A 14509-nucleotide genomic window follows, 5' to 3' on the forward strand; every position below is an offset into this window, starting at 1 on the left:
GGCCGTGTCGCGGAAGGTTAGATTAACCCGCTAATCTCGCGAAACGCGAAGAAAGGTGAGCCAGATATGACTCAGCTCTACGAGCAATATAATCTCAACTCCTACCTCTTTGGTGGGAATGCGCCGTACTTGGAAGAACTGTACGAGGCGTACCTCAATAATCCCGGATCCGTACCAGACAATTGGCGTGCCTATTTCGACGCGGTGCAACACGTGCCTGCAGTTGATGGTTCCAATCGTCCTGACGTCGCCCATGCACCGGTAATCGCTTCGTTCGCCGAGCGCGCCAAGCAAGGTCCGATCCGCACCGTGGTCGCTTCCGCCGACACCGAAATGGGCCGCAAGCGCGTCGCTGCAACCCAACTGATTGCAGGCTATCGCGATCTGGGTTCCCGCTTCGCCAACCTGGATCCGCTGCAACGCCAGGAGCGCCCAAGCATCCCTGAACTCGAGCCGACTTTCTACGGTTTCAGCGATTCCGACATGGATATCGTGTTCAACATCAGCAATACGTATTTCGGCGGCGAAACCGCATCGTTGCGCGACCTGCTGCAATCGTTGCGCGATACGTACTGCCGTTCGATCGGCGCCGAATTCACCTACATCAGCGACCCGGCTGAAGTGCGCTGGATCCAGGAACGCTTGGAGCCGACACGCGCGCTGCCGCAATTCTCGGCTGAAAAGAAAAAACACATCCTCGACCGCCTGACCGCGGCTGAAGGCCTGGAGCGTTACCTCCACACCAAATACGTCGGCCAGAAGCGTTTCTCGCTGGAAGGCGGCGAAAGCTTCATCGCCTCCCTGGATGAAACCATCCAGCGCGCAGGTGAAAAGGGCGTGCAGGAAATCGTTATCGGCATGGCCCACCGCGGCCGTCTGAACGTGCTCGTCAATATCCTCGGCAAGACGCCGCAAGAGCTGTTCTCGGAGTTCGAAGGCCATCACGCCGACGACCTGCCGGCCGGCGACGTCAAGTACCACCAAGGCTTCTCCTCCGACATCAGCACCCCGGGCGGCCCGGTCCACCTGTCGCTGGCGTTCAACCCGTCCCACCTGGAAATCGTCAACCCTGTGGTTGAAGGTTCGGTCAAGGCGCGTATGGATCGTCGCGGCGACAAGGACGGTTCGCAAGTGCTGCCGATTCTGGTCCACGGCGATGCCGCTTTTGCCGGCCAGGGCGTCGTGATGGAAACGCTGAATCTGGCGCAGACGCGCGGCTACGGCACCGGCGGCACCGTGCATATCGTGATCAACAACCAGATCGGTTTCACCACGTCGGATCCGCGCGACTCGCGCTCGACGCTGTACTGCTCGGACGTGGTCAAGATGATCGAAGCGCCTGTGCTGCACGTCAATGGCGACGATCCTGAAGCCGTCGTGTTCGCCACGCAGATCGCGGTCGACTATCGCATGCAGTTCAAGAAGGACATCGTTGTCGACATCATCTGCTTCCGCAAACTGGGTCACAACGAACAAGATACACCGGCGCTGACGCAGCCGCTGATGTACAAGAAGATCGCGCAACATCCGGGTACACGCAAGCTGTACGCTGAAAAACTGGCGGCGCAAGGCACCATCCCGGCCGACGGCGGCGATGTCATGGTCAAGGCTTTCCGCGATGCGATGGATAGCGGCAAGCATACTGTCGACCCGGTCATCACCAACTTCAAGAGCAAGTACGCCGTCGACTGGCTGCCGTTCCTGAACCGCAAGTGGACCGACGCTGCCGACACGGCAGTCCCGCTGGCGGAACTGAAGCGCCTGGCGACACGCATCACCACCATCCCGGAAGGTTTCAAGGCCCACGCGCTCGTCGAAAAGGTCATCAACGACCGCGCTGCAATGGGTCGTGGCGATCTGAATCTGGACTGGGGCATGGGCGAGCATCTGGCCTACGCGTCGCTGGTCGCGTCCGGTTACGCCATCCGCCTGACCGGTCAGGATGCCGGCCGCGGCACCTTCGTCCACCGTCACGCCGTTCTGCATGATCAGAACCGTGAGCGTTGGGATGCAGGCACCTATATTCCTCTGCAAAACGTCGCAGAAAACCAGGCGCCATACACCGTCATCGATTCCGTGCTGTCGGAAGAAGCGGTGCTCGGTTTCGAATACGGTTACTCGACTGCCGAACCGAACACGCTGACGATCTGGGAAGCCCAGTTCGGCGACTTCGCCAATGGCGCGCAAGTCGTGATGGACCAATTCATCAGCTCCGGCGAAGTGAAGTGGGGTCGTGCTTCCGGTCTGGTGCAAATGCTGCCGCACGGTTACGAAGGCCAAGGTCCTGAGCACTCGTCCGCGCGTCTCGAGCGTTACCTCCAACTGTGCGCCGACAACAACATGCAAGTTGTTCAGCCGACTACGGCTGCGCAGATTTTCCACTTGCTGCGCCGTCAGATGATCCGCCTGTTCCGCAAGCCGCTGATCATCCTGACGCCGAAGTCGCTGTTGCGCAACAAGGATGCCGGTTCGCCGCTGTCCGACCTGGCCAAGGGTTCGTTCCAGACCGTCATTCCGGAACTGGACGACAAGCTCGACGCCAAGAAGGTCAAGCGCATCATCGCTTGCTCGGGCAAGGTGTACTACGACCTCGTCAATGCACGCAAGGAACGCGGTCAGACCGACACGGCAATCATCCGCGTCGAACAACTGTATCCGTTCCCGCACAAGGCGTTCGCCGCTGCGCTCAAGCAATTCCCGAACTTCCAGGAATTGGTCTGGACGCAGGACGAGCCGCAAAACCAGGGCGCATGGCTGCAAATCCAGCACAACATCTTTGAAAATCTGACTGACGGTCAAAAGCTTGCGTATGCAGGTCGTCCAGCCAGCGCATCGCCAGCGGTCGGTTACTACGACAAGCACTATGCGCAACAAAAGGCGCTGATCGACACCGCGTTTTCCAAGCTCAAAGGCTTTGTCCTGACCAAGTAATCAGATCTTGCACAGCGTGCATTGCGAGGGCGATGCGCGCTGATGTTTATTGAATAACCCGAATCGGAGAAGTTACATGGCACAAATCGAAGTAAAAGTCCCGCAATTATCAGAATCCGTTGCAGAAGCCACGCTGCTGCAATGGCATAAAAAAGTGGGCGAAGCCGTCGCACGCGACGAAAACCTGATCGACGTCGAAACCGACAAGGTCGTGCTGGAATTGCCGGCGCCGGAAGCCGGCGTCATCACCCAGATCATCAAGGCCGACGGTTCGACCGTGGTCGCGGGTGAAGTCATCGCGATCCTGGACACCGACGCCTCCGCACAAGTGAGCCCGCTGGAAGTCAAGGCTGCTCCCGCACCGCAAAGCACCAACGAACCGACGCCGGTTGCCGCTCCTGAGCTGGCCAACAAGTCCAATGTCGCCATGCCTGCCGCCGCCAAGATCCTGGCCGACAACAACATGTCGACCTCGCAAGTGTCCGGCACCGGCAAGGACGGTCGCGTCACCAAGGGCGATGTGCTGGCTTCCCTGAATGCACCGAAGGCAGCTGCCCCAGCTGCCGCCGCCGCCAAACCGGCACTGCAAGCCGTTGCCGCTCCAGGCAAGGCCAGCCTGGAAAACCGTCCGGAAGAACGCGTACCGATGAGCCGCCTGCGCGCACGCGTGGCCGAGCGTCTGCTGCAATCGCAAGCAACCAACGCGATCCTGACGACCTTCAATGAAGTCAACATGCAGCCTGTGCTGGACCTGCGCGCCAAGTACAAGGACAAGTTCGAAAAAGAACACGGCGTCAAACTGGGCTTCATGTCCTTCTTCGTCAAGGCAGTGGTCCACGCACTGAAGAAGTACCCGATCGTCAATGCATCGGTTGACGGCAACGACATCGTGTACCACGGTTACTTCGACATCGGCGTTGCGGTCGGTTCGCCACGCGGCCTGGTGGTTCCGGTCCTGCGCGACGCGGATCAACTGTCGATCGCCGACATCGAAAAGAAGATCGGCGAATTCGGTCAGAAGGCCAAGGACGGCAAGCTGTCGATCGAGGAAATGACCGGCGGCACCTTCACCGTGTCCAACGGCGGTACTTTCGGTTCGATGCTGTCGACGCCGATCATCAACCCGCCGCAATCGGCGATTCTGGGCATCCACGCCACCAAGGATCGCGCCGTGGTTGAAAACGGCCAGATCGTGATTCGTCCGATGAACTACTTTGCACTGTCCTACGATCACCGCATCATCGATGGCCGCGAAGCCGTCCTGAGCCTGGTCGCGATCAAGGAAGCGCTGGAAGATCCAGCCCGCCTCCTCTTGGACCTGTAATCCAGCATGGCCGCCGGGCAAGCTACTGCGCAACCCGATCTCGCCGCTGTGATGCTCGCCGTACATCCGTACGGCTGCGCTTCTCGCGACGACCTCGGATTGCTCGCTACGCTTGCCCGACGGCCCACAGAGCCGGCTAAGCGCTGAAGGCTTCGGCGTTCAGCGCTTTTTTTGTCTCCGCGGGTCTGCTGACTCGCGCACAACGAATTAGGAATAAAACATGAGCAAGAATTTTGACGTGGTCGTCATTGGCGGCGGCCCTGGCGGCTACATCGCTGCAATCCGCGCAGCACAACTGGGCTTCAACACAGCCTGCATCGACGAATGGAAAAACGAAAAGGGCGGTCCTGCACCTGGCGGCACTTGCACCAACGTCGGTTGCATTCCATCGAAGGCGCTGCTGCAATCGTCCGAGCACTATGAACATGCCGGCCATGCTTTCAAGGATCACGGTATCGACGTCAAGGGCCTGAGCCTGAACCTGCCGCAAATGCTGGGTCGCAAGAACACCGTCGTCAAGCAGAACAACGACGGCATCCTGTACCTGTTCAAGAAGAACAAGGTCACCTTCTTCCACGGCCGCGGCAGCTTCGTCAAGGGCGACGCCAACGGCTATGAAATCAAGGTTGCCGGCGCCACTGAAGAATCCATCACCGCCAAGCAAGTCATCGTCGCGACCGGTTCCAACGCGCGTGCATTGCCGGGCGCACCATTCGACGAAGAACTGATCCTGTCGAACACCGGCGCATTGGCCATCACCGAAGTACCGAAGAAGCTGGGCGTCATCGGCGCCGGCGTCATCGGTCTGGAAATGGGCTCGGTCTGGCGCCGCCTGGGCGCGGAAGTCACCGTGCTAGAAGCGCTGCCGACTTTCCTCGGCGCAGTCGATGAACAGATCGCCAAGGAAGCCCAAAAGCTGCTGGCCAAGCAAGGCCTGACAGTGAACCTGGGCGTCAAGATCGGCGACATCAAGGCCGGCAAGAAGGACGTCAGCGTCGACTACACCGACGACAAGGGCAACGCGCAAAAGGCCGTGTTCGACAAGCTGATCATCTCGATCGGCCGTACCCCGAACACAACCGGCCTGAACGCTGAAGCCATCGGCCTGAAGCTGGACGAACGCGGCTTCATCGCCGTCGACGGCGATTGCAAGACCAACCTGCCGAACGTGTGGGCAGTGGGCGACGTGGTGCGCGGCCCGATGCTGGCGCACAAGGCGGAAGAAGAGGGCGTTGCCGTTGCCGAGCGTATCGCCGGTCAACACGGTCACGTGAACTTCAACACCATTCCCTGGGTTATCTACACCTCGCCGGAAATCGCATGGGTCGGCAAGACCGAACAGCAACTGAAGGCTGACGGCGTTGCGTACAAAGCCGGCACTTTCCCGTTCCTGGCCAACGGTCGCGCGCGTGCGCTGGGCGATACATCGGGCATGGTCAAGTTCCTGGCTGATGCCAAGACTGACGAAATCCTGGGCGTGCACATCGTCGGTCCGATGGCGTCGGAACTGATTTCCGAAGCCGTTGTGGCGATGGAATTCCGTGCTTCCGCCGAAGACATCGCACGTATCTGCCACGCTCACCCATCGTTGTCCGAAGCAACGAAGGAAGCGGCATTGGCAGTGGACAAGCGCGCGCTGAACTTCTGATGAAACGGGTTTGCCATTACCGGTAAACCCCGATCATCTCCGATGGGCGAGCCTGGCTCGCCCATTTTGTTTTAGGCTGCAGTATTTAGGCTGTAATAAATAGTCGTCTCCGGCATCCGGAGGCAGCGCATTAAAATAAAGATCAACCATGGATGTCCGCGAATTCTACGATCACGCGCTAAGCGAGCGTGGCTTCAAATCCGACGAGGCGCAGCAGCGTGCGATCGATCGCCTGCAGCGCGCCTATGAAGAATGGGTGGCGTTCAAAGCGCAACGGTCGAGCAGCTTCAAACGCCTGATCAATCGTCCCGACGTACCGCGCGGCGTGTACATGTGGGGCGGCGTGGGTCGCGGCAAATCCTTCCTGATGGACAGTTTCTATTCGGTGGTGCCGGTGGTGCGCAAGACGCGCGTCCACTTCCACGAATTCATGCGCGACGTGCATCGCCAGTTGGACGAGCTGAAGGGCATCGCCAATCCGCTCGACGACGTCGCCAAGCGCATCGCCAAGAAATACCGGCTGATCTGTTTCGACGAATTCCACGTTTCCGACATCGCCGATGCGATGATTCTGTACAACCTGTTAAGCGGCCTGTTCGACAATGGCGTGTCCTTCGTCATGACGTCGAACTACAAGCCTGACACGTTGTATCCGGACGGCCTGCATCGCGACCGCATGCTGCCGACCATACAGCTGCTCAACAGCAAACTCGATGTCATGAACATCGATGCCGGCGTCGATTACCGCAAGCGCGCGCTGGAGCAGGTCAGGATTTACCACACGCCGCTCAATGCCGCCACCGACAGCGAGTTGCGCGAGGCGTTTGCCGCCGTCGCCGAAACCGCCGACGAAGACACGCGCGTGCACATCGAAGCGCGGGAGATCCGCGCCTTGCGCCGCGCGGGCAGCGCCATCTGGTTCGATTTCGCCACCTTGTGCGGAGGCCCGCGTTCGCAGAACGATTATCTCGAAATCGCCAGTCGCTTCCAGACCGTGATCCTGTCCGGCATCCCGCGCATGTCCGCGGCGATGTCGTCGGAAGCGCGTCGCTTCACCTGGTTGATCGATGTGTTCTACGATCACAAGGTCAAGCTCATCATGTCGGCCGAAGTCGAGCCGGAAGAACTCTATACGGAAGGCATGCTGGCAAATGAATTCCACCGCACGGTTTCACGTATCATTGAGATGCAATCGCGCGAGTACATGGATTCCGAACGCCGTCTCGCTGCCGACAAGCTTGCTTGATTATGGATAAGGGTTACATGCAATCATTTCTTCAGAAGACCTGCCGCGTTCCAGCCGCAATGCTGATGCTGGCAGTCGCCGGGCTGACGCTGCCCCTGCTTGCCGCTGCCGAGCCGGCGCCTTACGGGACGCCCGGCAAGCCGGCATTCAACGAGCGCTATCCGTCGGGTTCGATTCGTTCGACGGACGAAGCCGACGAGATCCTGGCGGAGGCTGACAAGGAACGCCTCATCATCGAAGACCAATACATCGCCGAACAGCGCGACTGCTACAAGAAGTTCTTTGTGGCAGCTTGCCTGGACGGTGCCAAGGAACGCAATCGCGTTGCCGGCAAGCAGGTGCGTGACGTGGAAGTCGAGGCCAATGCTTACAAGCGCCAGGCCAAGGCCGATGATCGTGACAAATCGCTGGCCGAGCAGCGCGTCAAGGACGAGCAGGATTCTGCGCGCCGCGCCGCCGATCAAAAGGAGCGCGACGCCGCCGCTGCGCGCAAGGTGCAGGAGAGCGCAGCCAAGCAGCAACAAGTCAAGGAACGCGAGCAGCAAAGCGAAGGCAAGGAAGATGCGCGCGTGAAGGCGCACGATGCGCAGCTGCGCGAGAAACAGGCAGCAGATGCCGCCAAAGCACCGCAACGCCAGGCCAATGAAAAGGCCTACCAGGAGAAGGTCAAGGCGGCCGAAGTGCATCGCAAGGAAGTCGAGACCAACAAGGCGGAGAAAGATCGCGAGCGTGCCGCCAAGCAACAGCAGGCGCCGGCTTCCGGACCGGCCGCTGCGGATCCGAACCAGCCCAGGTAGTCCGGCCGCGGTCGCTTGCTTTTGCAGCGAGCGGCGCAGCCGACAACGATTGTTGACCTGCGGCAGGTGGATTACACTGTGTACAGTTCTTTTTTAGCAGCGGCGGCGCGCAATCTGCAATCTGCGACCCGCTGCAACCTCCAGCCGTTTTTGCACCAAGAAGCCGACATGACAATGACGCACCGCGAAGATATACAGCGCCGTATTATCGAACTGGAAGTGGAACACCGCGATCTGGACGCCGTGATCGACCTGCTTTCACGCGAAGTGCGTCATGAGGAATTACAATTGCGTCGTTTGAAGAAGCGCAAGTTGCAATTGAAGGACCACATCATGTTGCTGAAAATGCAATTGATCCCCGATATTCCAGCCTGAATCCAATGGTGCGTTTCAGCCGCTTTTGATCGGTTTCATTCGCAGCATCCATTCCCGTTGTCATGATCTTGCCGGGACGGCAACGTCGTTGGCGACAGCATGGCATCCCCCCATTTTCAGTTCAGGTTTAACCTCTTTACAGGCATGAGTCAGTGAGTTCCATCGAAGATACCGCCGCATCCGTTCCACAGGGTATCCATGATGCCGAGGTTGAGCGACTGTTCGGCGCCGGCGGTCCGCTGGGCGGGCAGGTCGGCAGTTATCGTCCGCGCCACGCCCAGACCGAAATGGCCAAGGCCATTGCCGAAGCGATTGCCGGTCAGAGCACCTTGATCGCCGAAGCCGGCACCGGCACCGGCAAGACCTTCGCCTACCTGGTCCCTGCGCTGCTGTGGGGCGGTAAGGTAATCGTCTCCACCGGCACCAAGAACTTGCAGGACCAGCTTTATCTGCGCGACATCCCGACCGTGCGCAAGGCTTTGAGCGCGCCCGTCTCGGTGGCGCTGTTGAAGGGACGTTCCAACTACGTTTGCCATTTCCATCTCGAGCGCACGCTGCAGAACGGCCGTATGACGTCGCGCGACGATGTCGGCTACCTGCGTGAGATTTCGCGCTTCATGAAAACCACTTCCTCGGGCGACAAGGCCGAGTTGTCCAAGGTGCCGGAAAACGCGCTGATCTGGAACCTCGTGACGTCCACGCGCGACACCTGTTTCGGCGCCGAATGCCAGTACTACCAGGATTGCTTCGTCATGAAAGCGCGCAAGGAAGCGCAGCAGGCCGACGTGGTCGTGGTCAATCACCATTTGTTCTTCGCCGACGTGGCTTTGAAGGACACGGGCGTGGCCGAATTGCTGCCGACTGCCAATACCGTGATTTTCGACGAGGCGCATCAGTTGCCGGAAACCGCAACCATGTTCTTCGGCGACACCGTGTCGACGTCGCAGGTGCTGGAACTGTGCCGCGACGTGTTGGCCGAAGGCCTGTCGCATGCACGTGACGGCGCCGACTGGGCCAAGGTGGTGGCGCCGGTCGAGAAGGCGGCGCGCGACCTGCGGCTGGCTTTCCCGGAAGATATCGTGCGCCTGGCGGTCAATCAGATTGCGCCGTCAAGCGTGTTCTTCCCCGCGCTGGAGACCCTGCGCGACAACATGGATGGCATGATCGCCGTACTTGAAAAACAAGCCGAGCGCGCCGAGACCATCGAGCAATGCCGCACCCGTGCAATTGAATTGTCGCATCAGCTTGAAAAATGGAATGGCGCGCAAGACAAGGCCGCCAGCGAAGACGGGCAGACCTACGTATTGTGGGTCGAGGCATTCACCTCGTCGCTGCAACTGCATCGCACGCCGCTGTCGATCGCGCCGATTTTCAACAAGCAACGCGAAGGCGTGCCGCGCACGTGGATTTTCACCTCGGCTACGCTGGCGGTGAAAAACGATTTCCATCACTACACTTCGCAGATGGGGCTGTGGGACGAGCCGGCAAAATCGTGGCCGAGCCCGTTCGACTATGAGCAGCAAGGTTTGCTTTACGTGCCGAACAACCTGCCGCAGCCGAATTCCTACGAGTACACCGATGCCGTGATCGATGCGGCGCTGCCTGCCATCATTGCCGCCGGTGGGCGCACGTTCCTGCTGTGCACTACGATCCGTGCGGTCAATCGCGCCGCGGAGCGCCTGCGTGAAGAGTTCGAACAGCGCGGCCTGCCGTTTCCTCTGATGGTGCAGGGAGAAGCCGGTCGCACCGAATTGCTGGATCGTTTTCGCGCCTCCGGTAATGGCGTGCTGATCGGTAGCCAGAGTTTCTGGGAAGGCGTCGACGTGCGCGGCGATGCATTGTCGCTGGTGATCATCGACAAGTTGCCGTTTTCCCCGCCTGACGATCCGGTGTTGGCAGCACGTATTGCCGAGCTGGAGAAGAAGGGCCTCAATGGTTTTGTGCATCACCAGTTGCCGGCGGCGATCATCAACCTGAAGCAGGGCGCCGGTCGCCTGATCCGCGATGAGACCGATCGCGGCGTGCTGATGATCTGCGATCCGCGACTGATCTCCAAGGGCTATGGCCGCCGCATCTGGCAAAGCCTGCCGCCGTTCAAACGCACCCGTGAAATCGGCATGGTGGAAGATTTCTTTGCACGCCGTGCGGCCTTGGCTGCCGCCGAGGAAAGCTGAATATGGCCTGGAATTGGTCGACGTGTCGGCGCGCGACCGCGTGATCCTGGCGGCGTTTGCCTGTCAGACCGTCAGCGAAACCGACCGACGTTACTCCCGCTAAATACGTTTTTCTACAAGCCGGAAATGCCGCCATTTTTGCGTTGAAGCGTCGTATTTCTCCCTGAATCGAGCCCGGCGCTTCGGGTAAAATGGCGGGATGAAAATTCTCATCAGCAACGACGACGGTTACCTGGCTCCGGGCATCATTGCGCTGGCCGACGTCTTGTCCGCCATCGCCGACATCACCGTGGTCGCGCCCGACAGCAACCGCTCCGGCAGTTCCAACTCGCTGACGCTGGATCGGCCTCTGTGGGTCGAGCGTGCCGGCAACGGCTTTTACTACCTCAACGGCACGCCGTCCGACTGCGTGCACGTCGCGCTGACCGGTTTGCTGCCGGACCGTCCCGACCTGATCGTTTCCGGCATCAACCAAGGCCAGAACATGGGCGACGATACCTTGTATTCCGGCACGGTTGCCGCGGCAACCGAAGGTTTCCTGTTTGGCATCCCGGCCATCGCGTTTTCGCAATTGCACAAAGGCTGGGAGCATCTCGACAGCGCCGCGCGCGTTGCCCGTGAAGTGGTCGAGCGCCAGTTCGACGCCATCGCCAAACCGTACCTGCTGAACGTCAATATTCCCAACCTGCCGTATGCCGAACTCAAGTCCTGCGTAGCGACGCGACTGGGCAAGCGCCACATGTCGGAGCCGGTCTACAAGATGCGCGATCCGCACGGCAAGGACATCTACTGGATCGGCCCGCCGGGCGGCGTCAAGGATGCCGGCGAAGGCACCGACTTCCATGCGACCGCAAACGGCCACGTGTCGATCACTCCCTTGCGGATTGACTTGACGCACACCAGTCAGCTGGCCGACCTGAAGAAGGCGCTCGCATGACCGGTAAATCCAGCCGCTTCCCGCTGTCCTTGTCCTCCGTGGTGGTGGAGAAGGGCAAGGCCGCCTCCGGCGCACCTGCGCGCACCGTGGTGACGCCGCAAACGGCAACGCGCAATGCTGCACTGGACTCCGGTCGCCTGGCCGCGAAGGCGCAAGCCGCACGCGCTGCACAACATCCGGCGCCATCCTCGTCAGCCGGAAAGCCGGCCACGCCCGTCTCTCGCACTGCATTGCCGACGCCGATTGCCACTGCCAATCGCTCGGCGCCGCTGGTGTCCGAAGCGGTCCGCAAGGCCATGGTGGCGCGCGTGGCCAAGCAGGGCGTCAGCGATCAAAAGGTATTGGCGGCGATGGAGGCTGTGCCGCGCCACATGTTCATGGAGCCGGGATTGTCGAGCCAGGCCTACATCGACGCCTCGTTGCCGATCGGACATCACCAGACCATTTCCCAGCCCTACATCGTGGCGCGCATGATCGAGATCATGCGCGACAACAACAAGGGCAAGGCGCTCGAGCGCGTGCTGGAAATCGGCACCGGCTGCGGCTATCAGGCGGCCGTACTGTCGCTGGTCGCCAAAGAGGTGTACTCCATCGAACGCATCAAGCCCTTGCATGAACTGGCCAAGACCAATTTGCGGCCGCTTCGTATCGCCAACATCCGCTTGCATTACGGAGATGGTATGCTAGGCCTGCCGCAGGTGGCGCCGTTCGACGGTATCATTCTGGCGGCGGCCGGACTGGAAGTGCCGCAGGCGCTGCTGGAACAGCTGGCGATCGGCGGGCGCCTGGTGGCGCCGGTCGGGGGGCGTCAGCAGATGTTGCAGCTCATCGAACGTATCAGTAAATTCGAGTGGACCAGCGAAACCCTGGAAGAATGCCATTTCGTGCCGCTGCGTCCGGGCACGGTGTAACAAGAATAAAACAAGCTATTCAGAATACGGCGGCGAGCGGCTTTTTGCCTCGCCGATCCCGATGAACTTCTCGCGCAGGACGCGGGTCAACGTTATCGTTGTACAAAATTTAATGTAATGAGCATGAAAAATAATCGTCTGGTCTGGTTGGGGATTGTCGTGAGTCTGCTGGCAGGGTGTTCTACTACGCCGCGCACTGCTGCACCTGTGGTGGAACGTACAACCAGCTCGGCCAAGCCGGCGGCGGATCCCGCCAAAAACGTGGCAACTGCAGCGGCGCGCCCTGAAGGAAAAGGTTATTACACGGTGAAGAAGGGCGATACGCTGTATCGCATCGCACTGGAATCGGGGCAGAGCTATCGCGACATCGTGGCCTGGAACAACCTGACCAACGCGAACGACATCAAAGTTGATCAAGTGCTGCGCGTCTCGCCACCTGACGGTGTTCAAACCGGCGCCGTGGTTGCGCCGGCGGCAGGGGCGTCAGGCATTGAGGTTCGTCCGTTGGGCGCGTCGTCTTCTGCGGGTGCTGCTCCCGCAGCGACCGGCACGGGCGCTGGCGCCAACAAGACCGGCCCGCGCGGCGACAAGCGAGCCTATTCGGACAGCACGCTGGCCGAGCTGGAAAAGCCGGACGCTGCCCCTTCGAGCGTATCGACGGCTCCGGCAGCAGCGCCTGCTGCCTCTGCAGCCCAGACTCCGACCAAGGCCGAAGCGGCGCATCCGGCCGAGAAGCCGGCGGCCGCAGCGGCGGCAGGCGACGATGACGCCGTATCCTGGATGTGGCCGGCCGAAGGCAAGGTCGTCGGTACCTTCGACGGCGGCAAGAAAGGTGTCGACATCGCCGGCAAGAGCGGCCAGCCGGTAATGGCGGCGGGCGCCGGCAAGGTCATGTATGCCGGCGCCGGCATCCGTGGTTACGGCAACCTCGTGATCGTCAAGCATTCCAATAATCTCTTGTCGGCCTATGCGCACAACAAGACGATACTGGTGAAGGAAGGGCAAGCTGTAACCAAGGGGCAGAAGATTGCCGAGATGGGGAATTCGGATAGTGACAGCGTCAAGCTGCACTTCGAAATTCGCCAGCAAGGCAAGCCTGTCGACCCGTCGAAATACCTGCCGCCACGTTAGCGTATGAGCCCAAGCCCTCGCGATCACCTGCCAGACGACGAGTCCCGATCGGACGATCCGGTCGAGCCGTTGGAAACAGCCGACGATCTGGAAGTCATTGACGAGGGTGACGACGCTGAGGCTGAGGCTCAGGGCGAAGCAGAGGTCGTCGTTGTCGTCGAGGGAGTGGAAGAACTCAAGAAGGTGCTGGCAGCCGAGCTGTCCACCGACACCACCCAACATTACCTCAACCAGATCGGTACCCGGCCGTTGTTGACTGCGCCGGAGGAATTGTATTTCGCCACGCTGGCCAAGCAGGGTGATTTCGCTTCACGCCAGAAGATGATCGAGCACAACCTGCGCCTGGTCGTGTCGATCGCCAAACATTACATCAACCGCGGCGTCGCCTTGCTCGACCTGATCGAGGAGGGCAATCTCGGCCTCATGCGCGCCATCGACAAGTTCGAGCCTGAGCGCGGTTTTCGTTTCTCGACCTACGCCACCTGGTGGATTCGCCAGAGCATCGAACGCGCCATCATGAATCAGGCGCGGACGGTGCGGCTGCCGGTGCACATGGTGCGCGAACTGAACCAGATTCTGCGGGCAAAATACCATCTGGAAGCGCAGCACCACGACGGCCGCGACGCCACTGCGGAAGACATCGCCCATCTGGTCGATCGTCCGGTCGAAGACGTGCAGGACGTGCTGGCGCTGTCCGAACATGCGGCTTCGCTCGACACTCCCCTCGACAACGATCCGCAGGCCAGTCTGATCGACCTGTTGCCGGGCTCGCTCGACGAGAGTCCCGATAGCAAAGCCGAATACCACGAAGTGTCGATACTGATCCGCGACTGGCTTAAAAATTTGCCGGACAAGCAACGCATCGTCATCACCCGGCGCTTCGGACTCGACAACGACGATCCTTCCACGCTGGAACAACTCGCTTCAGAAATGGGCATCACCCGCGAACGCGTGCGCCAGGTCCAGCAAGAAGCCCTGATCAAGCTCAAACGCAGCCTGCTGGCCCGTGGCGTCGGCAAGGACGCGCTGTTTTAG

The 14509-nt window shown here is 60.3% G+C and carries 11 protein-coding genes; all 11 read left to right on the forward strand.

The genetic code is table 11. The features are described from left to right. Positions 1–66: 66 nt before the first annotated feature. The 11 genes from DXT88_RS09745 to rpoS all read left to right on the forward strand — a co-directional run bounded on the left by DXT88_RS09745 (position 67) and on the right by rpoS (position 14509). Positions 67–2931 (forward strand): 2-oxoglutarate dehydrogenase E1 component, encoded by a 2865-nt coding sequence (locus tag DXT88_RS09745; protein WP_265213028.1) that lies wholly within the window; start codon positions 67–69, stop codon positions 2929–2931. 76 nt (positions 2932–3007) lie between these two features. Next, on the forward strand, positions 3008–4255 hold the full coding sequence (gene odhB / locus DXT88_RS09750) for a 2-oxoglutarate dehydrogenase complex dihydrolipoyllysine-residue succinyltransferase (RefSeq protein WP_265213030.1): 1248 nt from the start codon (positions 3008–3010) through the stop codon (positions 4253–4255). Positions 4256–4475: 220 nt separating this feature from the next. Then, complete coding sequence (gene lpdA, locus DXT88_RS09755) at positions 4476–5903, forward strand: dihydrolipoyl dehydrogenase (RefSeq protein WP_265213032.1); 1428 nt, start codon at positions 4476–4478, stop codon at positions 5901–5903. 148 nt (positions 5904–6051) lie between these two features. Continuing rightward, entirely contained in the window at positions 6052–7149 is a 1098-nt protein-coding gene (gene zapE / locus DXT88_RS09760) for a cell division protein ZapE (protein ID WP_029363605.1), read from the forward strand. 17 nt (positions 7150–7166) lie between these two features. Continuing rightward, positions 7167–7946, forward strand: coding sequence for a hypothetical protein (locus tag DXT88_RS09765; protein ID WP_265213036.1), 780 nt, complete (start codon positions 7167–7169; stop codon positions 7944–7946). A 168-nt stretch (positions 7947–8114) separates the two neighbouring features. After that, positions 8115–8321, forward strand: a complete 207-nt coding sequence (locus DXT88_RS09770) for a YdcH family protein (protein ID WP_081768826.1) — start codon at positions 8115–8117, stop codon at positions 8319–8321. Between the two features lie 152 nt (positions 8322–8473). After that, positions 8474–10495 (forward strand): ATP-dependent DNA helicase, encoded by a 2022-nt coding sequence (locus DXT88_RS09775; protein ID WP_265213038.1) that lies wholly within the window; start codon positions 8474–8476, stop codon positions 10493–10495. A 199-nt stretch (positions 10496–10694) separates the two neighbouring features. Continuing rightward, positions 10695–11432: a 5'/3'-nucleotidase SurE gene (gene surE, locus DXT88_RS09780; RefSeq protein WP_265213040.1), complete on the forward strand. Its 738-nt coding sequence runs from the start codon at positions 10695–10697 to the stop codon at positions 11430–11432. Further along, entirely contained in the window at positions 11429–12343 is a 915-nt protein-coding gene (locus DXT88_RS09785; RefSeq protein ID WP_265213042.1) for a protein-L-isoaspartate(D-aspartate) O-methyltransferase, read from the forward strand. The genes surE and DXT88_RS09785 overlap by 4 nt, the downstream gene beginning before the upstream one ends. 123 nt (positions 12344–12466) lie before the next feature. After that, positions 12467–13474, forward strand: coding sequence for a peptidoglycan DD-metalloendopeptidase family protein (locus DXT88_RS09790; protein ID WP_265213044.1), 1008 nt, complete (start codon positions 12467–12469; stop codon positions 13472–13474). A 3-nt stretch (positions 13475–13477) separates the two neighbouring features. Further along, the gene (gene rpoS, locus DXT88_RS09795; RefSeq protein WP_029363608.1) at positions 13478–14509 is read left to right on the forward strand and encodes an RNA polymerase sigma factor RpoS; all 1032 of its coding nucleotides are present in this window, start codon (positions 13478–13480) and stop codon (positions 14507–14509) included.

The organism is Herbaspirillum lusitanum, assembly GCF_026127345.1.
In the GTDB taxonomy this organism is placed as follows: Bacteria; Pseudomonadota; Gammaproteobacteria; order Burkholderiales; family Burkholderiaceae_D; genus Herbaspirillum; species Herbaspirillum lusitanum.